A 21,929-nucleotide genomic window follows, 5' to 3' on the forward strand; every position below is an offset into this window, starting at 1 on the left:
AATCTTCATATTCAACAAATTCACAAGGGTTGTTTGGATTACTTGTATTGTTATCCATCATTATTCTCATTCTGTAGTTGCCCAGAGGTGTGCCAGCTGGAACAGTAATAGTTCCGGTAGCAGCTGAACCATAGGCTGTAGTGTTGAATACTTTTTCAGAAGCTTCAAAGGTCATGTTGTTGTTCCAGTCAATCCAGATTGAAAATCCGGAACCGCTGCTGTATGCAGCGCTAAAGTTTACAGTTCCGCCTGTAAATTGTTGTACTTTCATGGCTGTATAGTTGGAGTAACCTCCGGTACCAAAACCTGTATTCAGATTGTTGATGTTTATAAAGCCGCCAGTTGTTGTAAAGTTCTTTACAAAATAACTTGTCGTATTTGCCACAGGCTTACATGGCCCGGTAAAGAAACGGAAAGGTCCGGCCCATGGACTCTTATCGCCCGCACCGCAATCTCTGCGCACATAGTAGTGGTATGCAGTATCTGGTGTTAATCCTGTAGCATTGTATGGATTAGCAACAGAAGAAACGATAGTTCCGGTTCCTTGCGTGAAACCTGCAGGTCCATATTCAATGTCAAATACGGTTCCTTCGCTCATCCATGAAAATTGTGCTGTTGTATATACTATATTTCCAGCTCCTAATTCTGTTGGCGGCATACATGTTGGAGGTGTAACTACTTCAAGAGTATAGTCTTCTGCTTCTCCATTTCCGGAGTTAAATGAACATGCATTTGAAGGATTACTATTGTTATAATCCATACGGATTCTTAAGCGGTATTCGCCAACAGGCGTTCCGGCAGGAATAGTAAAGCTTCCTGTTGAAGATGAGCCATAGGAAGTCGTATTAAATACCCTTTCGTCGGCATCAAAAGCCATGTTTTTGTTCCAGTCAATCCACATTGCAAAACCTGAACTGCCGCTGTAAGCTGCGCTAAAGTTAACAACTCCGGTTTCGTAGTGTCTTACCTTCATTGTAGTATGGTTTGAATAACCACCAGTTCCAATACCTGAATTTACGTTATTGATATTGGTGATTGCACCCGTAGTAGTAAAATCTTTTATTAAATAGCTTGTAGATGTTGCAGCCGGAACACAGTAGCCTGTATAGAATCGGAAAGGTCCTGCCCACGCACTTTTGTTATCTGCCCCACAACTTTTACGCACATAGTATTCGTAGGAAGTTTCAGGAGTCAGTGCTGTAACATCATATGGATTTCCAACAGAAGAAGCCATAATTCCTGTACCTCTGGTAAATCCTGCAGGTCCATATTCTACGTCAAATACAGTTCCGTCGCCCAACCAGGAAAATTGTGCCGATGTAAAGGTCACATTTCCTGCTCCAAGGTCTGTTGGAGGCAAGCAAGATGGTGTTGGTATTACTTCAAAAGTATAATCTTCTGCTTCTCCGTTACCTGAGTTGAATCCGCAGGCATCAGAAGGGTTGTTGTTATTATAATCCATGCGGATTCTCATTCTGTAGTTACCCACAGGAGTTCCGGCAGGAACGGCAATACTTCCTGTAGACGAAGAACCATATGCCGTAGTATTGAATACTCTTTCGTCAGTGTCGAATGACATGTTATTGTTCCAGTCTACCCAAATAGCAAAACCGGAACCACCACTGTAAACTGCACTGAAGTTGACCGAGCCACCTTCGAAGTAACTTACTTTCATAGAAGCGTTGCCAGAATTGTTGGTATAACCGCCTGTTCCAATACCGGAATTAGTATTGTTGATATTGCTTATTCCACCTGTTGTTATAAAATCTTTTATAAAGTAACTTGTAGAGGTAGCAACCGGAAGACAATAGCCGGTGTAAAAGCTGTATGGGCCAGACCATATGCTTTTATCGCCGCCTCCACAATCAGTACGTACATAAAACTGATACATCGTATTTGCTGTAAGTCCGCCAGGAGTATACGGATTTGCCACAGATGAAGCAAGTGTACCGCTACCTAATGCAAAACCTGAAGGACCGTATTCTACATCGAATAGGAATCCTTCACTCATCCATGAAAGTTGAGCTGAATTAAATGTAACGTTTCCGGCACCAAGAGCTGTTGGCGGCATACATGTTGGCGGGTCACCGACTTCTAAGGTATAATCTTCTGCTTCTCCGTTTCCTGAATTAAAACCGCATGGATTGTCCGGATTTGACTTATTGTAGTCGGCCAGGACTCTCATACGGTAGCTGCCATTGGCAGTACCTGCAGGAATTGTAATTGTTCCTGTAGCTGAAGAACCGTATGACGTTGTGTTAAAAATTCTTTCTGAAGCTTCAAAAGTTGTATTGCCATTCCAATCAATCCATATGGCTAAACCATAAGTTCCTGAGCTATAGACTGCCGAAAAGTCAAATGAACCTCCGGCTGACTGACGTACAATTTTTGTAGTAGCATTTGAATAACCTCCGCTTCCTATTCCGGAGTTAGTGTTTATAATGTTAAGAAAACCACCTGTAGTGGTAAAGTCCTTAATAAAGTAGCTGGTTCCTGTTCCTGCTGGTGTACAATAGGCTAGTGTACCTGCTGTAGCAGTTGTTTTTTGAGGCTGTAGCATTTCTGGTCCTGAGTAGGCATACAGAAAAATGCCCATGCCCATACAATACAGCAATGTGAGCCATTGCTTGGTTCGGAATTTCTTCCGATGGGGTTGGGTAAAATTTTTCATTCTAAGTATATTTGATTAAAGTTAAACAGGCGCTATCACAGCGCTATATTGTTGAAATTTTTAGTATATATAAAAGCCATAACAGAATGATGTGGTTCATATCCGTATGGCGTATTTTTCTTTTTCATTGAGTCTTATGCTAAAAAGTAAGGCGCTCTCCATTTTTTTGACTCTGTATAACGCAATAATTTTTCATTTAATAAACTATGATGATTAAAATTTTTTATGAAAAATGTTCGGAGAGCAACCTTAACATCTTAGCCCGAACTCTTATAATTTTGACTCCAACTAACGAAATTTAAATCTATACCCCCGTATGGTAAATCCCGTTGTTGATTATAAGAGGTCTTTATCTTCCAAAGTGTTTGGTCGTAATTATTTAAAAAGTACTTCCCGTATTCATAAAACTAAACCATGAAAAAAGCAGGGAAGCACTTTATAGTAGTTAAAGAAAGCTGCTCTTCATCTTTTTATAAGTTATAATTGCTGTTAATCAAAATAAACTAATCTGAAAAAAATTACGCAAGCAGCTATTCTTACCTTATATTCTTATATTCTTCATTCTATTCTGTGTGTAATTATATATAACTGTGAATTTTCAATCGAACGTTTTTTAAAGTGCCTCCGGGCTTTATTTTGTATTAACTAAACCTAAAGTTTATGAAGAAACTTGCAGAGGCACTTATTAAAAAAAAATTAGTATTTAGTATTTAATGCATTTTCATAAGTTGATTATAACAAGCCAAAGATTGTTTTTTGTTATAGATATGGCAATACGAAAAAAGTATATGACAGTTATGAATGAGAATTTGATTGATATGATTCGATAAATGTATTTTGGAATACTAGGTTATGAACCTAGGTGGTTTTGCTAAATACGTAGAGGTGTAAGATTTTTATAATAATAGTAATGATAAGCCTGACAATCTTCCAAAAAATATATCAGAATAAATACTGTAATAATTAAATATAATGGAAGTCACTCATAATTAAATTATTAATAGCTATGATTAATGTTTGTTTTTTGGAAATTGTATTCATATTTTCTTTGTTTTTCACATTTTTAAAATACAAAATTTTATTGTTTTAACTAAATAATGCAATTATAATTAAAAGTTTGTTATATTTTTTTAAACGCCAAAAAACCATATCTTTAACAAAATTTAACAAACCTTAACTTATAGTATTTTATGCATGTAAAATTTTGTAATTACTATTGTATCCTCGCGATACTTACTCTAGGTATTTGCTCTCCAACTTATTCTCAAGACATTCTCTGGGAAAAATCTTATGGAGGTAAACAAGCTGATTATCTTTTTGATGCCATTGCTACCCCAGATAATGGGTATATACTTGCTGGCAGTTCCTTATCAAATAAAACAGGAAATAAAACAGAAGAAAATCAAGGAAATCTCGATTATTGGATTTGGAAAATGAATGGAAAAGGGGAGCTTGAATGGCAGAAAAGTTTTGGAGGCTCCGGAGCTGATTTGCTTAGAAGTATAAAGCCAACAAATGATGGCGGTTATATTTTAGGTGGTTCTTCTGAATCTGCAAAAGGAGCACAGAAAAAAGATACCAATAAGGGACTGTATGATTATTGGATTATCAAGCTTAATGCTAAAGGAAATGAAGAATGGCAAATGACACTTGGAGGAAAAGGACAGGATGAATTGCATAGTATTTCTCAAACTTCTGACGGTGGTTATATTATAGGAGGTTCTTCAAGTTCTGGAAAAAGTTCAGTTAAAGAGGAAGGGAAAAGTGGCCTGTATAGCAAGTCAGAAGCTGGTTTTGGTAGTCTTGACTATTGGGTAATAAAATTAGACAGCAAAAGAAAAATAGAATGGCAGAGAACTTTAGGAGGACAATACTCTGATATGTTAAGAAGTATTCAGCAAACACGTGATGGTGGTTATATACTTGGCGGCTATTCTAATTCGCCTGAATCAGGTAATAAAACGGAAAGTTGTCACGGATCAGGAGATTACTGGATTGTAAAATTAGATAAAGATGGAGCTACTGAATGGCAGAAAACCTATGGAGGAGATAAAGATGATCAACTGTATGCTATATGCCAGACCAAGGATGGCAATTATGTAGCAGCAGGAAATTCTAATTCAGGACCAACAAGCAATAAAAATGTTAGCAATCAAAACGGTACAGATTTTTGGGTAGTAAAACTAGCAGAAGGAGGAGAAGAAATCTGGCAAAAAACGTATAATGTAGGTAATGTTGATTTTTTAATTTCTATGGTGGAAAATAATGATGGAACCTTATTGCTGGGAGGATATGCCCAAAGTGAAATCATTGGCAATAATAAGAAGAAAGAAAAGGAAGGAATCAATGATTATGTTGCAATCAAAATTGGCAGTGACGGAAAAGAACTTTGGACACAAACTGTAGGTAGCGGAGGTGAAGACATTTTACGAAAAGTAATTGAGATTCGTGATGGGGGGTATCTTCTTGCAGGTACTTCAAATGGAAAACCGTCCAAAGATAGATATAGTAGCATAGGAAGCCAGGATTTTTGGGTTGTAAAACTTAAAGATAAAGATAAGAAAAAGGAAAAAGGCAACATGATTGAAGCATTTCCAAATCCAACACAGCAGTTTACAAATATTGTGGTAGGTTATGATTATGAAAAAGGGACCTGCAATATTTTTGACCTTTCAGGAAGATTAATGCAAAGTTTTGCAGTTAAAGACAACATGATTCCGGTTGATTTAGGAGCATTTCCTGAAGGAGTTTATATAATTGAAATCAGGACAAATGTTCAAAACGACGGAATAAAAGTAATAAAGACAATTAATAAGAACTAAAGTTCAAGACATGAAAATTAAACTTTCAATTCTCTTATTGATGCTTACGATGGTATCAAGAGCACAAACCAATAAAGAAGATATAAATAATTTGGACCTGAATTTTACAAATTCAAATCCTGATGTAGCTTCATTTGAAAAAATAGAACTAAATAAAATAAAAAAATATACAGGTAAGGCAGATGTTGATGTGCCTGTTTTCACAATTAAAAGTGGTAATATAACTTTTCCTATTGCTTTATCCTACAATACGGGAGGTATTAAAGTAGACCAAGTGGCTTCAGATGTAGGATTGGGATGGAGCCTATCCCAATGTGTTATTACCAGAAATATCAATGGTGGAAATGATTTTAATTCGGTTGGCTATAATAGCGTACCTAATTCTGGATATACATTTTCGACACAGCAAGAATTGAATCATGATGTTAATATAAGACAACAAAGATATGGTAAGATAGGTTATTTTTTAAACCAATCGCTTAATAGACATTTGACAGTAAATGACAGGACGATTGATTTTATACCTGACCAGTATAATTTTTATTCACCTGAATTTAGTACGAATTTTTTCTTTCAAAATATAAATACTCCAGTAGAAATTAATCCAAAAGGTACAAAAATTACGGCTGTAAAGGGGAAACAGCTTTTTGATAGTCAGTTGGGCTTTAGGAATAATGATGGATCGGTTAGTAAATGTTATGATTTCCCAACCCAGGATTTCTTTTCTATAACTTTGACATCAAAAGAAGGAATCAAATATATATTTAATGATTATGATTTAGCGATAAATTTTCCTAAAAGTTCTTTAGGAGAATATTATAACATAGGATATAGTGCGCTTTTGAACCCTAATCCAGCTGCTATATCGGCTTGGCATATATCACAAATTGAAGATACCAATACAGGAAAGAAAATTAATTTTGAATATGACATAACACATTCTAATCCATGGAAGAATGTTTATTCTTTGACGAATGCTCAAAATGATCAGTTAGAAAGATCTTTACAAAAATCATATAATTATATGAAAGCTTCCGAGTCTGCTGTTTATCAGTATCCATGTTTTTACTGGACTCAGGCAGATATTGATACCTACAATTTTTATGAAAATAAAAAAGCGGATGTACAGAAAAAACGACTGAAGCGAATTGTTTTTGATGAAGGCACAATTGAATACAAATACAATAACGAAGGTGGATATGTATCGGGTATAGCAAATCAACGCGAAGATTTATTTAACGGAGATTTTATAACTCAGATTATCGTCAAAAACAATAAAAATGAGATCATAAAAACTATTGATTTTTCGTATGATTACTTTGTTTCAAATTATGGAGTGGGAGAATTTAATCCGGATGGTGTATTTAACCCTTATCGTTACAAAAGATTAAAACTGACTGCCGTTAAAGAAAATGGGAAGCCTTCTTATAAATTTGGTTATATCGAAGATATTAAGTTACCACCTGTTCAATCTTTTGCTATCGACTTTTTAGGTTTTTATAATAACTCCGCTGATGTTACTAGTCGTCAACAGATGCTTTCCTTAAAGCCTAGACCAAAATTATATTATTATCCGAATAATTTTGAAAAGAGTTTGGTGCCTTTTCCTGTGCCTAATAAAACCCCAAACATAATTGATGGTTATTTTAACAGGGAGGCAAATGAGTATGCAAAAGCCTGGTCGTTAAATAAAATCACATTTCCTACAGGTGGTTTCTCTGAGTTTTTTTATGAAAGCAATCAATTCCAGTTTATGGGAGAAAATATAAAAGGAGGCGGTGTAAGAATACAGAAACAAACTTTAAGTGATGGAAATGTAGCCAGAAGTATAGAATATACTTATCTAAACGATTCAGGTAAATCATCGGGTAGTTTATCTTCCATGCCTTATTTTGGACATCCGGAAATTAAATTTTTTAATGTCAATGTTGATACGCGTGCTATTCCGCCAACGGCAACTTCAACAACCATAACCCCAGATATTTTTCATTGGAAAATATTTGGTAAGAGTAATGTTAATAAAGATATTACTTCCGGATCGTATGTAGGGTATTCTAAAGTTGTGGAAAAAGAAATTGGTAATGGTAGAATAGAATCATATTTCACAACGAATGAAGTCCAGGATTTTAAGGATTATATTTTAAGATTATATCCGCAAGATGGAAATGTGACCACAAGCTTAGTGAGCAATGCCTGCATGGCTGATTTTATAATCTCAAATAGTGGTATTGAATCTGAAATTTTTACTGATAATGGTTATAAAAGAGGGCAGCTTCTTGAAGAATTGATTTATGATGAAACAAATCAATTATTAAAGAAAAGTAAGAATGAGTATACTGATAACACCTATGGACAATATCAATATATTAAACCGGTTACCAGTCCTATACGTACACAAGATGAGAATAACAATCTGGGTCATTTGATTAACGTTGTAAAAAAGTATGAACTTAAAAATTTCCTTAAAACTAAGGAAACTATATACCAGTACGCTTTAGGTCAGAGCCAGACTCTGGAAATTAATAAGGACTTTACTTATAACAACAATGGAGTTGTTAAAACAGAACAGGTAACAGCTTCTGATGGTACTATTAAGAACAAGTTCTTTTATGCTAATGATCCAGAATTATCAACGGAACCTTACATGAGTGCCTTGGTAACTAAAAATGTAATAGGCAGGCCTGTAAAAGTTGAAAAATATAGGAATGATGTAAAAATATCAGAAGATAAAACAGTTTATGTTAGTGATGCTACAACAAGTAATCTATTGCTTCCAAAATTTTTATATCGGCAAAAAGGTGAAAATGGAGCTGGTGTTGGGTTAGAGAAAAAAATTACTTATGATAAATATGATGCTAAAGGCAACATTCTTCAGTATACTGAAGAAAATAAATTCCCTGTTTCTGTTATTTGGGGGTACAATCAAACTTATCCTATAGCTAGAATTATGAATGTCAATTATGATGCTATTCCAGCGAACCTAATTTCTACGGTTCAGCAAAAATCTAATTCAGGAACTGAGGCAGAATTGCTTACGGCATTAACGACTTTAAGAAATAGTCTCCCTTCGAATATGATGACTTCAATTACTTATAAACCGTTGATTGGCATTAGTACAACAACTGATGAAAAAGGCTATAAGACTACTTATGAATACGATTCTTTAGGAAGATTGAAGTCGATAAAGGATAATGACGGCAAGATGATTTCACAAAATAAATACCATTACAGAACCCAAAACTAGATATGAAAAAGATATTATTTTTAGTACAGATACTTTCTTGTATAACGGTCTTTGGGCAAAGCCAGGATCAAAATTATATTCAGAAAACAATTTACAGAGATAGTGATACGCTCTCCACAATATCAAAAGCTATTACTATTACTTATTATGATGGTTTAGGAAGACCGATACAGCAACGAGCCTATGGAGAATCTGCAACAGGCAAGGATATTATTGTTCCAATGGAATATGATGCTTATGGTCGTCCTGCCAAAGAATATCTTCCTTTTGTAGGCCAGGGTGCCAGTCTTAATTATGATGCTAATGCCATATCAGGCCAATCAACTTTTTACAGTTCAGGAACAGGAAGTGGCAATCCGACTTTTGAGACGACTGCGAAACCTTTTAGTGAGAAATATTATGAAGCTTCTCCTTTGAATAGGGTATTAAAGCAGTCATCTCCAGGAGAAGCTTGGGCATTGGCTGTTCCCGCTACAGGAAGCGATCGTACTGTCAAACAGGAATATTTATATAACGATAGCCAGGATAATGTTCGGTTATTTAGAGCCAATGCTGTATGGAACAATAGTTTTAGGGCTTATGTTCCTTCACTTCAATATGGAACAACAGTGAATTATCATGCCGTAAACACTCTTTACAAAAGTGTAATAAAAGATGAGGATTGGACTTCATATTCTGGAAAAGAAAGTACGACAGAAATATTTAAGGATAAGGAGGGCAGAGTAGTTCTTAAAAGAAAGTTTACTCTCTTTGGTATTATTGGAGGGCAAAATAGATATAAGGCTTATGATACCTATTATGTTTATGATCAATTTGGCAATCTAAGCTATGTTTTGCCTCCTCTGGCTTCTGAAATTAGGACTATAACAGAGCAAAAATTAACAGGATTATGTTATCAATATGTTTACGATCATAGAAACAGGTTGGTAGAGAAAAGATTGCCTGGGAAAAACTGGGAATTTATGGTGTATGATAAGCAAGATAGATTGATAGCTTCTGGGCCTACTCTGTTTCCTTTTGGAGGTAATAATTTAGGGTGGTTGATTACAAAATATGATGCTATCGGTAGACAGGCTTATACAGGATGGTACAACGGACATATGAGTATATCCAGTGATAACAGGATAGCCATGCAACTAGCTATGGAAGCATCAAGTACTATGAATGAAACAAGGGTTTCTTCTAATATGGTTAACGGTATAGTTATAGGTTATTCTAGTAATTCGTTACCAAATGTTAGCTTGTATTTGTTGACTGTTACATATTATGATGATTATACATTTCCAGGACATCCAACAGTTCCGTCAACTATTGAAGGACAGACAGTTTTAACGAATGTAAAGGGACTACAGACAGGAGGCTTTAGCAGGACGCTACTAAATGAAGGCACATATATAGGTGATTCCTCTTATATACTGTATGATTCAAAATCGAGACCTATAAGAAATTATGTTAATAGTTATTTAGGTGGATATACCTCTACTGATACTAAATTAGATTGGAGAGGAAAAGTTCTTAACACCATACAAAAACATAAGCGACTTAATTCTGATACAGAAATTACAGTACGAAATAATTTTACCTACTCTGCTCAGGAAAGATTGCTTACACATACCCATCAAATAGGTTCAGGGGCAATTGAGATGTTGGCAAATAACCAGTATGATGAATTGGGTAATCTTATTGGTAAAGGCGTTGGTGATGTAGCAAGTAATTCCCAAAGATTGCAAGACATATCCTATAGCTATAACGTTCGAGGCTGGCTAAAAAAAATCAACGACATTGATAATCTTGTACAGATAGGATCGAGACCGGATCTTTTTGCTTTTGGAATTAATTATAATCAGACAACATTTTCTATTTATGATGTACCTCCACTTTATAATGGGAATATTGCGGAAACCCATTGGAAAAGTGCAAGCGACAACCTTCACAGGAGCTATGGTTATGTATATGACAAATTAGATAGGCTTATCAATTCTTATTATTATAAAGAAGGCACTCTTACCAATGCTTACAATGAGTCTTTAGATTATGATTCTAATGGAAATATTACATGGTTATCCCGTAATGGGGCCTTTGATTTTCAAAATAATCCTATAGCAATTGATGCTTTGGAATATGCATATAACCCTAGCTTTCCCAATAGGCTGATGAAAGTGTCAGATTCGACGGGAAGTCCGGAAGGGTTTAAAGACGATGTTGCTAATGGAGATCTGGATCCGGATGATGACTACAGCTATGATGATTTTGGAAATTTGACATTGGATCAAAATAAAGGAATAACTTCTATAAGCTATAATCATTTAAATTTGCCGGTAAAAATTGTTTTTGGTTCCGAAACCAATAAAATTGAATATATTTACGATGCAACAGGAGTTAAAAAAGGCAAAAAGGTTACGAGTCCGTTACTAGGCGTTCGTGGTGAGATAGATTATCTGAATGGATTTCAATACAGGGATTATAAACTGAATTTTTTCCCTACGGCTGAAGGTTATGTAAGAGCGACTGAGGTTAATAATAGTTATGTATATAGTTATGTATATAATTATAAAGACCATTTGGGAAATATACGAATGAGTTACGCTTTAGACCCGCAAAATCCGGGGCAATTAAAAATTCTTGAGGAAAATAATTATTATCCGTTTGGACTTAAACATAAAAATTACAGTTCAGATATATTGATTCATCAGCAAAGAAATGGAGCTTTGGCCCTAAGGCCTCCGTTTCCAGACGATCCGGATATTCCAATTCCTTTTGTTCCGGTATTGGAATACAACTATAAATACAACGGGAAAGAATATCAGGATGAGCTAGGACTTGGCGTTTATGATTATGGAGCCAGAAATTATGACCCGGCAATAGGAAGATGGATGAATATAGATCCATTAGCGGAAACAAGCAGAAGATTTAGTCCTTATGCATATGCCCTTGATAATCCTGTTTATTTTATTGATCCAGATGGGATGAAAGCTATGCCTCCAACTGATGAGGATGCTGAAAACTATGGATATAAATTATCAGATTTTAAAAATGGAGATGTTTGGACTGATAAGGATGGTAGTTGGTCATTTAATAGTGCAACTAACACATGGGAAGGAATAAATGGTACAAATTTCAACGTAATAGCAGAAACACAACAATTAGCTGAAGTTACAATTACTAATGAAAACTGGTTGCAAAGAAATTTTGTATTTGAACTTAGTACAATGGCGAGTATTGGTGTTCAAGTTGGTGGAAAAATAGGGGCAGTTGAAGGAAGTGCGGGTATATTGACCCGGGATATAGGATATTTAAGCTATGATGTATTAAATAATTCAAATCTTTCACGTTGGGGAGATGGTAAAACACGCCATTATGCTGAAGGATCAATAGGTATCAAAGGAGCTTTGTCCGCAGGCTTAGGTGGTGAATATACCTATGATTCCCCAGATGGATTAAATGGTATGGAGAATGGGAGCTTTGATTTTTTTGGACAACTAGGATATAGTGGTAAGACAAATTTTTTAAAAAGTCATCCTGATTTAAACGTCTCACCAGGTGCAAAAATTAAAGAGTCCACGGCTGAGAGTAATTGTCATTGTCTCGATTTATCAGTAGGAATAAAAGTACTTTTAGGAATTGAAGCCAGCATAAAAATTGGAATAAAGAAATGATAATCATTAATATTCAAAATAAAGGAGATATTACGGTTTATAAAGATGATGAAATAATTCTCTTTATGAAGAGAAATACACCAATTCCTTTTTTTAAAACTATAGGTGAAATTTATAGTGACGAAAAAATTGCCAAAATAACCTACGGTTTTCTGAAAAAAGACATTCTATTTCAAAATTTCAAATCATTTATAGAAATTAAAAACCAAAAACTATTTGCGGCAGAATTTTATATTGGAAATGATATCATAACTGTAACAAAAAATCCATTTGTTCTTTTTAATAGAAGCTTTTTCTGTAAAATTTATTCTAATTTAGAACTGATAGCTAATGTATCATTGAAAAAAAAATTAGATACCAATGGCATTAATTTGAAAGTGGAATATTTAAAAGAAGATGAAACTATTGAATATAATAGCTTAATTTGTTTATTAATTTATAGTATTGAATTTAATTTAGCATGATTTAATTTATGGAAGATAATTTTGAAAAATTTACAAACTTGACGAGGAGACGTGCATTATTACCTTGGTGGATTAAATTTTTTTGTTGGATTTTTATGATTACCGGTATACTTTGCTTAATAGTTTTAATATTACTCTTGATTGGTTTTAAACCAGAATTAGAAATATATGGTTTTGACGCTGATAATAATAAACCATTTAATTCTATACTTATACTTTTTACTTTTCTTTTCCATGCTTTTACAGCATTCTGTTTATGGTTTAATAAATCCAAAGCAATTTTTATAGGTCAGATTGATGCGATTTGGGGGATACTATTATGTTTATTTTCAATAATTTTAGGAATAGTAAAGGGAGATTATATTTTTAGAATTGAATTAGTGTTTCTTGTATTGTTTTATATTAAATTATCACAAATTAAGAGCAAATGGAATTCAATTCCAGAATTTAGATGAAAATGAATTAGAAAAATCAGCTTGATGTATTTAAACTTTTGAATTTTAATTAACTGCTGGAAATTATTGAAATAAAATAATTAAATATAGTAATAAAAAACTGCAAGTCAATCTTGCAGTTTTTTATTATTTTTAAAACACAAAACTATCCCCATGACCTACAAAAAAATACTAAAACTACTCAGCATTTTTCTATTCCTATGGTTCTGCATACACATCATCTACACCATTATTGATGGAAACAAAGACGAAGGGAAATCAGCCGATATTGCAGTAATTTTAGGGACAACAGTAAATACAGATGGTACTTTGTCTGAACGGTTGGAAAAACGAATGAAATGCGGTTTAAAGCTATACAAAGATAGACGCATAAAAAAGATTATTGTTAGCGGTGGACTTGGAAAAGAAGGCTTTTTGGAAGGTGACAAAATGAAAGAATATCTGATAGGAAAAGGAATACCGGATTCTTTGGTGATAGTAGACAATAAAGGCAATAATACTACAGCATCTGTCGCAAATACCATTCTGATGAAAGACAGCCTGCATTACAACAGTATTATTGTCGTTTCCCAATATTTTCACGTGACAAGAACCAAAATGCTGTTTAGGAAAGAAGGTTTTGAAAACGTAAGTAGCGTAAGCCCTGATTATTCGGAATACAGGGATTTTTATTCGCTATTCCGGGAATTTTTTGCTTATTATTACGACAGATTAAAATAAGTATGATGGAGCCAATCATAAAAACACTTCCCCTGACACGTCTTGTTGGAATACACAAGGAAATGTCGCTGGCCAATAACCAAACATTTGCGCTTTGGAATAGTTTTATGCCCAGACGTAAAGAAATTATAAATAGTCTGGGAACAGACTTCTTTTCCATGCAGCTGTATGATACTGTCTATTTTGAAAATTTCAGACTTGACAGGAAATTTGTAAAATGGGCAGCCGTAGCAGTAGATAATTTTGAAACCATTCCTGATGGTATGGAAAGCTATACGATTGAAGGAGGAGAATATGCAGTTTTTACACACAAAGGCGGACCCGAAACTGGAGCAGAAGTATTTGGATATATTTTTAATACCTGGCTTCCCAATTCAGATTATGTACTTGATAGCAGAGAACATTTCGAATTGTTAGGCGGCAAATACAAACACGGCGACCCGGAATCAGAGGAAGAAATCTGGATTCCTATAAAGCTAAAGGTAATTGATAAAACAAAGATAGCCGTAGCTCTTTTTGATAAGCTGGCCGATAGATATCAGGATAAATTTATGGACGTTGGGCTGTATGCCGATTCGTTGAATCTGTTTTGCGACAATATTACAAAACCAAATGCCTCAATCCTGGAACTTGCTTGCGGGCCAGGTAATGTGACCAAATATTTGCTAGGAAAACGTCCTGATTTTAAAATATTAGGTACAGACCTGGCAACCAAAATGATTGAATTGGCAAAAGCCAATAATCCGTCAGCAACATTCCGGTTGATGGACTGTCGTGATTTGGGTAAAGTTTCCAAAACCTACGATGGTATTGTATGTGCTTTTTGCCTGCCTTATCTTTCCAAAGAAGAAACCCAAAAACTCATTGCAGATGCCTACCATAAGCTGGAACAAGATGGCCTGCTTTTTATCAGCACAATGGAAGACAACTATGAAACATCAGGATGGGAAAAAGGAAGTTCAGGCGATGCCATATACATGCACTATTATCCGGCAGAATTTTTACTTACGACACTAAAAAAAAACGGTTTTACTATTATCGATGAACGTCGCAAAAAATATGATGGACCGGAAAATACGCCCGTAACCGATTTATTATTAATCGCTAGAAAATAAGGAAAAAAGGGAAAAAGGGAAAAAGGTACTAAGGAACTAAGTGGAAAAACCTTTGCAACTCAATACCTCAGTACCTCAGCGCCTTTTTAAAAACATTTTCCTTTCGGCAAAACAAATATTTTACCGAACTTTGCAATTCACTTCTTTTTAAAAAGAGCAAACAAATATATTTATGGGAATGAATAAAAACACCATTCTGGGCTGGGCAACCTTTGTTATGGTCCTGATGGGGCTGCTGCTAATTGGCTTAGGCATCTTTCGTTATGACGATGTAGCCGGTTGGGGTTTTGGAGCAGTAGGAATAGGCTTTTTTGCCATTGCATGGGTTTTCAGTTCGCTGAAAGGCCGTGTATAAAAAGCATACACGAGTTATCGATAAAAAATCCGCTTTTTAGCGGATTTTTTTATGAATGGGCAAGTTTGCCCGGTGTAATACCAAACTTGTTTTTAAAGGCAGTCGTAAAATGCTGTACATACTGATAGCCGCAGTAGGCCGCTACTTCCTTAACCGGTTTATTTTCTTCCAGCAACATGCGTTTTGACTGTTGCATCCTAATTTCATGTAAGTAGCCAAACACAGTGGTGCCAAAAAGTATTTTAAAACCTTTTTTGAGTTTAAAATCATTAAGACCTACTTTATGGGCGAGCTCTAAAAGTGAATAAGGTTCTGATATGTTCTGTTCCAACAATTTTTTGGCATAGTAAATCTTTTCTACATCTTCTTTTTTTAGTTTTTCGGAAGTTGGGGTCAATTGTATGCTTTCAAACTGTTCAATCTGAAGCATGAACAGTTCTAAGATTTTTGACTCCAGATACAATCGCTTTAAGACACCTTTCCTTTGGCATTGGTTGATTTGTGAAAGGATAAGATTCATCTGCGCTGTTATAGGCATATGGTGCGGACTCAGGCAATTACTGATTTCCTGTTTGTCAATTTGCTTCAGAAACTTATCAATAGTCTTGCTTTCAGAATCAATAAAACGGTTGAAATAGTTTTCTGTAAAATGGATTTCAAAAACCTCGTTGGGTTTTTCCTGTTTGCCGCCCCGAAACTTTCCTTCAAAATTACTGGAATAAAAGAAATTATGCTGTTGAGGTCCGAATGAATAATCAAATTTGGAATTAAGCGATTCTACTTCGGCGCTTCCGGTCAAAGAAAAATGCATCTCAAATACAGAGAGGTCACTTTTGGCAATCAAACAAACTTCCTGATTCAATTGCGAACGCCGACGTAACGTATGTACACCATCAAACCATATTTCTGAAATATCAGTATACCCAATCTTGTTATCAAACAGTTGGGTTTCCTGTTCCACAATATCTGTTAATCCATCATAAGCTGCATGAAAATCTTTTTCAAAAATAATTTCATCCAAATCGCTATCATTTATGGTAATTCTCATCCTAATCCGTTTTGCGTAAAACAACATCCGTCTTGCGTAACTAAAATAGGCAAGAATAGCAGACATTTGTACAAAGATAATTATTTAGAATCAATCTAAACAAATAAAAATCAAAAATGACAAAAGTACCAAAATGGCTGGGAGATACCATGGAAGTTGTGTATCAGCGATTCATGTATGAAACAGTTATAACCAATGTAGAATATTTAGATGAAAAATTAAAAAGAGTGCGTTTTGAAGGTGATTTCAGAAAGATAAAATTTATGCCGGGCAATGTAGTTAAAGTACGGGTTAATGATATGGAATACCGCCATTATACGCTATCTGCTTTTGATGCCAAAACAGGATTTTGCGAAATTGTATTCTATCTGCACGGCCTGGGACCGGGAAGCAACTGGGCAGAAGGATTAAAAATGGGGGATAGGGCAAAGTTGTTGGGTCCGGGTGGAAAACTTTATTACTCTGAAAACCGGGTAAACCATTTTTTATTTGGCGATGAAACTTCCTTAGGCTGGATGAAATGCATGGAAGAAGAAGCGGAACGCAGAGGCGAATTTTTCTTTGGTTTTGTAGAACTTGATGAACCGCATCAGGATTGGGCAGAAAGATTGGGCAGCTCCGTAAAAATTGTAGGCAAATCATCAGAATTTCCCGCTCAGCCTGTTATCGACATTGTAAAGGAATGGGAAGAAGATTTTTGGCTAACAGCAGTAGATACGGTTTTTTATCTGACAGGACGGACAAAATCAATTCAGGCATTTCGAAAGTTTTTGCTGTCAAAAGGAATCAGTAGTAAAAAGATAAAAACAGAACCCTATTGGGCAGATGGAAAAAGCGGGCTGTAACAGCCCGCTAATGTATTTCAGATATTGTTTATTAATGAGCTGAAACGGCTTTCAGTCCTACAATGGAAGCAATCAATGTTACAATAAAAAAGATTCTCCAGAAATTGGCAGGGTCTTTAAAAACAAATATTCCAAGCAATACGGTTCCTACAGCACCAATACCTGTCCATACAGCATAGGCCGTTCCAAGTGGAAGATTTTGTGTGGCTTTAATCAATAGCGACATACTAATAATACACGCAACAAGAAAACCACTATACCATGCATAAGCTTCATTGCCTGTGGCTTCTTTAGCCTTACCTAAACAAAAGGTAAAAGCAACTTCAAACAATCCGGCAATGATTAAGATAATCCAGTTCATAAACTTTTTCTTTAAAAATTCCATGCAAAGGTCGGTTCTTAGGATGAAAATATTTTTTACAAATGATAAAAAGTGAAAGAGGTACTTGAGTTGTTAGGTTCTGAGTTACTAAGTTTTTGTGCTTTTAAGTAAAAGAGAAATTATTAAAATAAGTTTTAGCATTCCTTATCATTAGATATAGGCTTCTTAGAATCTGTGTAATTGCTCTAATCTGTGGCGGGAATAGAAAGAGGTGCTAAGTTATTGTTTTCGGTAGGTAAAAGAGTAGTTGAGACAAGTTTTTCAGGAATCTTCTTATAAATTTTTTAATCTGTGTAATTGTTCTAATCTGTGGCGGGAATAAAAAAGTTGCTGAGGTGCTAAGTTTGTTTTTTTAGGTGAAAGAGAAAATGGTTGAAATTAGCATTCTTTCTTATTTTATTTCAGCCCTGATTCGGCTAAGGCTTACTTGTGTAATTCCCAAATAAGAAGCAATATAGCCAAGCTGTATTCTCTGGACAAAATCCGGATTTTCCTCCAATAATTCCAGATAGCGTTCTTTTGCAGACTTGAATAATTTGGAAATAAGACGTTCTTCGGTTTGCACCAAAAGCCGTTCTGCAAATTTGCGTCCCCAGTTTGCTATTTGGATATCTTCAAGAAAAAGCAGCTGCAGGTCTTTGTTTTGTATTTCATACAATTCGCAGTCCTCGAGCAATTCCACACATTCATAACCGGGAAGATTGGCTACATAGCTTTTCATGGAAACAATAGGGTCGCCTTCCTTACCAAACCAAAAAGTGATGTCTTTTTCTTCTTTTGGAGCGAATGCCCTGACCATGCCTTTTTTGATAAAATAAATAGAAGTTTCGTTTTTATCAGCTTCCAGGAGCGTATGTCCTTTTGACAATTGTATTTCGCTGCTATATCTCAGGATTTTTTGAGCCGCTTCTTGAGAAAGCGGATATATTTGGTTCAGTATTTCGTGAAGTTTCATTTATGATAAATGTTTCTGCAAGGTAAGTTTTTTTCGGAAAAATGGAAAGAGATTAAAAGAGGTACTAAGATGCTAAGGTTCAAAGGTGCTAAGTTTATGTGTTTTGTGTACCAGAGGAAGTTGTTTAAAAGAAATCTGTACAATCATTCCAATCTGTGGCTAAAAGAGGTACTAAGATGCTAAGGTTCAAAGGTGCTAAGTTTATGTGTTTGTGTACAAGAGAAAGTTTTTTAAAAGAAATCTGTATAATCATTCCAATTTGTGGTTAAAAAAGGTGCTAAGTGACCAAGGTATTTAGTTACTAAGTTTGTTTTATATGTGAAAGAGAACTTATTTAAGTCAGTAGGGCAATCAATTTACCATAAAACTTGTGCATGGCCATTTAAAACAGCAGAAAGACGTTAATTTTGTTGTAAAAGAATTGTCCCAAATCCAACGATGAAAGAAAAAGCTTATTTTTGAAAGGCTTATATAATTTTTTAAACAGTACTGAATTGATGAAAATTACTTCTCTTATTGCTCTATTCTTATTTGCAGTTCAGCTTGCTTTCAGCCAGTCTGAAAACCCAGTGCATGGAAAGGTAACCACCGAGGGTTTTCCAACTGCCGGAATTGAAGTTATCAATCAAACAAGCGGTTCAGTGGTTGTGACAGATGCTTCGGGAAAATTTTCTATCAAGGCAAAAGTTGGCGATGTTCTGATTTTTGCAGGAAAAAATTATACGTCCAGAAGGATTACTCTTAATCAGAAAGATTTTGGAAAAACGGGTGTTGAAACAAACATGAACCAGGAAGCGATACAGTTGGTAGAAGTAGAGATTAAAAAAGAAGTAGATGATGTGAAACCAGAACCTCCGGCTGTAGCTCCACTGCGTTCGGTAGATAATATACTGAATTCTCCAACGAATATGATGGTCTACAACGGTGCCATAATTCACGGTCTTGATTTTGTAGCCATAGGTAAAATGGTTGGAAATCTTTTCAAAGGAAAGAAAAAAGACAAGGTAATATCCAACATAGAAATGAAGGAATATATTTCTGATAATTTCAATAAAGACTTTTTTCTCAATACTTTACAATTAAAAGAAGATGAAATAGAAATTTTCCTTGAATTCTGTTATGCTGATGCTAAGACGTCAACCCTTATCAATAATAATAACGTATTGGAAATAACCGATTTTTTGATTTCAAAAAAGATAGAGTTTAAAAAGTTAAAAAATTAGAGTAGTCCGATAATTAAAAAGTTTTCCCCCACTTATTTAAGGTTTGCCCCATACCTAAATAAATATCTTTGTGACTATGCGCCTTTGCGAGATATTTTCAGGCAGCCACCACAGATATAGTCATCAAATATCTTCAATAAAGTTAACCTGAAGTGTTGCCCAAGATTATAAATTATGCAAAAGGTTCACTCAAAATAAAACTATAATAAAATGTGAATTAATATTTACATATATATATAAATAACTTAATTTATTTTTATATAACTAATTTTTATATTTTTGATATAAAATAACTTATTGTTGAATTAATATGTAAAATATAAAAAAAATAAATAATGAAGAGTAATATGAAGATTTTAAAATTAGTTATGATATTTTTTGTTGCAATTATTTTGATGTACTGTAGTAAAGAAGATAATTTATCAGACAATAAAAGTAATGAACTTGTAAAAAAATACAGCGCAAAAGAAAATAGCAAATTGGATGATATAATAATATTAAAAGATATAAAGGAGAAATTTTCTGTTTTATCTTTAGATTTAGGAATTACGAAAATTAAAGCAGAAAAAAAAGATAATAAATATTACTTTAGAATTACTAGAAATATTAACTCTATAAATAATTTAAATGTTGATGATTTAAATGAATTAGTGATTTTTGAGGAAAATGACATGATAATTACTAAATTTGCTAAATCAAAAAATTATATAGCATCACGCTCGCATCTTGGAAAAGAGCCTTTAATTTTTTTCAACGATAAATTAACAGAATATAAATCTGGTGATTTTAATAAACTTAATCCAAAACAGCAATTAGAGTTTACAAATTTGATTGTAATCAGAGATGAAATTATAAATCCAGACTTAGAATTATTTTCTCCTATAGTTGTTTCTGCTGCTGAAAAAACTTGTAATTGGATTTCTGTACAAGTGGAATCAGATAGAGAATTTGCAAAGTATGAGTTGGAAAAAGCGACGGTTAGTTTTTTAAAAGACCATCCAGATTGTAAAAAAGCCGGAGGTATAAGTTCAGGTTGTTTATGGGAAGATTTTGGATGTATTGCTACACAAAGATTTGAATGTAATGGTAAAACTTGTGATTATTTATGAATGTAATTTTATCTGAAACACAATACAATCTACTAATATTTTTGTATATATTAATAGTATTATCTTTTACTATTTACATTGTTAGAAGTGAAAAAACAAATGTGTTTAAGTTGTTATCTATTTTGATTGTTTGGTTGATTCCTGTTTTTGGAATGTTAATATTCTTGGCACTATTAATTTTTGACAAGTATTATAGAAGAACCCAAAACAATAAGATTGTTTAGTACCTGAATTTCTTTAAAAATATCCACTAATAATATTATTAGTGGATATTTTTAATATTAATGATTCCAATCACAATAATTGACAACTCAAATGTACCTTTTTTTATCTTTTAGGGCTCTCAGAAATTAACATATTTGTCCTTATAATTCTATTGAGGTGTTTTTTACTTTCTTTCTATTTCCGACTTCTTTGCAGCTTGTGAACACGAACTAAACGCTTAATTGAAAATTAGAGTAGAATGGTGTCTGTTTACATTGATAGAATTTTACAAATTTCAATAGTATTAGTTTATAATTCAGAACTTGAGAAAGCTCCGGTATTTCTTCTATTTGTCTTTTTAAATCCTGACTGCTTGTCAAAAAGATAGTGTGTAGCACCTTTGGTTTTTGCATCGATTTAATATTTTTAAATTTCTATATTTGGCTTCTAAATCAAGTACTACCATTTAAACTATCTTAAAATGAAATTGAAATTTACGCTTTTATCTATTGCTTTCTCAACAATAGGTTGCTTAAATGCCCAAACCGGTTTTAATACTACTGCTGTGAACTGGACCTTGCCACAGGGTGGCTATTTAAGTTCGATGGCGACACATGGCTTTAATGCCATTGCCGATGGAGACACAGGCAATATAGACGGT

General features: G+C 34.2%; 16 protein-coding genes. 12 read left to right on the plus strand and 4 right to left on the minus strand.

Going from position 1 to position 21,929, the window contains the following annotated elements; translation table 11 throughout:
• Window positions 1–2,671, minus strand: a 2,671-nt coding sequence (locus tag BGO88_RS06600; protein WP_286706362.1) for a GEVED domain-containing protein, incomplete at its 3' end; no start/stop codon positions are given.
• 1,190 nt (window positions 2,672–3,861) lie between these two features.
• On the opposite strand from BGO88_RS06600, the gene BGO88_RS06605 reads away from it, so the two are divergent.
• The 8 genes from BGO88_RS06605 to BGO88_RS06640 all read left to right on the plus strand — a co-directional run bounded on the left by BGO88_RS06605 (window position 3,862) and on the right by BGO88_RS06640 (window position 15,502).
• Entirely contained in the window at window positions 3,862–5,493 is a 1,632-nt protein-coding gene (locus BGO88_RS06605) for a T9SS type A sorting domain-containing protein (protein ID WP_286706363.1), read from the plus strand.
• A gap of 10 nt (window positions 5,494–5,503) precedes the next feature.
• On the plus strand, window positions 5,504–8,737 hold the full coding sequence (locus tag BGO88_RS06610) for an RHS repeat domain-containing protein (RefSeq protein WP_286706364.1): 3,234 nt from the start codon (window positions 5,504–5,506) through the stop codon (window positions 8,735–8,737).
• A 2-nt stretch (window positions 8,738–8,739) separates the two neighbouring features.
• Window positions 8,740–12,393, plus strand: a complete 3,654-nt coding sequence (locus BGO88_RS06615; protein WP_286706365.1) for a DUF6443 domain-containing protein — start codon at window positions 8,740–8,742, stop codon at window positions 12,391–12,393.
• A complete protein-coding gene (locus BGO88_RS06620) occupies window positions 12,390–12,857 on the plus strand; it encodes a hypothetical protein (protein WP_286706366.1) in 468 nt (155 codons plus the stop codon). The genes BGO88_RS06615 and BGO88_RS06620 overlap by 4 nt, the downstream gene beginning before the upstream one ends.
• A gap of 8 nt (window positions 12,858–12,865) precedes the next feature.
• Window positions 12,866–13,312 (plus strand): hypothetical protein, encoded by a 447-nt coding sequence (locus BGO88_RS06625; RefSeq protein WP_286706367.1) that lies wholly within the window; start codon window positions 12,866–12,868, stop codon window positions 13,310–13,312.
• A gap of 153 nt (window positions 13,313–13,465) precedes the next feature.
• Complete coding sequence (locus BGO88_RS06630) at window positions 13,466–14,032, plus strand: YdcF family protein (RefSeq protein WP_286706368.1); 567 nt, start codon at window positions 13,466–13,468, stop codon at window positions 14,030–14,032.
• 2 nt (window positions 14,033–14,034) lie between these two features.
• Complete coding sequence (locus tag BGO88_RS06635) at window positions 14,035–15,147, plus strand: GyrI-like domain-containing protein (protein WP_286706369.1); 1,113 nt, start codon at window positions 14,035–14,037, stop codon at window positions 15,145–15,147.
• A gap of 172 nt (window positions 15,148–15,319) precedes the next feature.
• Complete coding sequence (locus tag BGO88_RS06640; protein WP_056073191.1) at window positions 15,320–15,502, plus strand: CAL67264 family membrane protein; 183 nt, start codon at window positions 15,320–15,322, stop codon at window positions 15,500–15,502.
• A 49-nt stretch (window positions 15,503–15,551) separates the two neighbouring features.
• Here the strand turns inward: BGO88_RS06640 and BGO88_RS06645 are convergent, their stop codons facing one another.
• On the minus strand, window positions 15,552–16,550 hold the full coding sequence (locus tag BGO88_RS06645; RefSeq protein WP_286706370.1) for a helix-turn-helix domain-containing protein: 999 nt from the start codon (window positions 16,548–16,550) through the stop codon (window positions 15,552–15,554).
• A 116-nt stretch (window positions 16,551–16,666) separates the two neighbouring features.
• Here BGO88_RS06645 and BGO88_RS06650 point away from each other — a divergent pair, with 116 nt between their 5' ends.
• On the plus strand, window positions 16,667–17,395 hold the full coding sequence (locus BGO88_RS06650; protein WP_286706371.1) for a siderophore-interacting protein: 729 nt from the start codon (window positions 16,667–16,669) through the stop codon (window positions 17,393–17,395).
• A gap of 31 nt (window positions 17,396–17,426) precedes the next feature.
• On the opposite strand, the gene BGO88_RS06655 is transcribed toward BGO88_RS06650, so the two are convergent.
• Both BGO88_RS06655 and BGO88_RS06660 read right to left on the minus strand, forming a co-directional pair.
• Complete coding sequence (locus BGO88_RS06655) at window positions 17,427–17,756, minus strand: DMT family transporter (RefSeq protein WP_286706372.1); 330 nt, start codon at window positions 17,754–17,756, stop codon at window positions 17,427–17,429.
• A gap of 412 nt (window positions 17,757–18,168) precedes the next feature.
• On the minus strand, window positions 18,169–18,732 hold the full coding sequence (locus tag BGO88_RS06660) for a Crp/Fnr family transcriptional regulator (RefSeq protein ID WP_277017413.1): 564 nt from the start codon (window positions 18,730–18,732) through the stop codon (window positions 18,169–18,171).
• Window positions 18,733–19,229: 497 nt separating this feature from the next.
• Here BGO88_RS06660 and BGO88_RS06665 point away from each other — a divergent pair, with 497 nt between their 5' ends.
• From BGO88_RS06665 to BGO88_RS06675, 3 genes are all read left to right on the plus strand, one after another.
• A complete protein-coding gene (locus tag BGO88_RS06665; protein WP_286706373.1) occupies window positions 19,230–19,955 on the plus strand; it encodes a BamP family beta-assembly machinery protein in 726 nt (241 codons plus the stop codon).
• Between the two features lie 335 nt (window positions 19,956–20,290).
• Window positions 20,291–21,064 carry a hypothetical protein gene (locus BGO88_RS06670; RefSeq protein ID WP_286706374.1) on the plus strand — a complete coding sequence of 258 codons (774 nt, stop codon included), beginning with the start codon at window positions 20,291–20,293 and terminating at the stop codon, window positions 21,062–21,064.
• A 685-nt stretch (window positions 21,065–21,749) separates the two neighbouring features.
• The coding region (locus tag BGO88_RS06675) for a hypothetical protein (RefSeq protein WP_286706375.1) at window positions 21,750–21,929 on the plus strand (180 nt) is incomplete at its 3' end.

This window comes from Flavobacterium sp. 38-13, assembly GCF_001899155.1.
GTDB lineage: Bacteria > Bacteroidota > Bacteroidia > Flavobacteriales > Flavobacteriaceae > Flavobacterium > Flavobacterium lindanitolerans.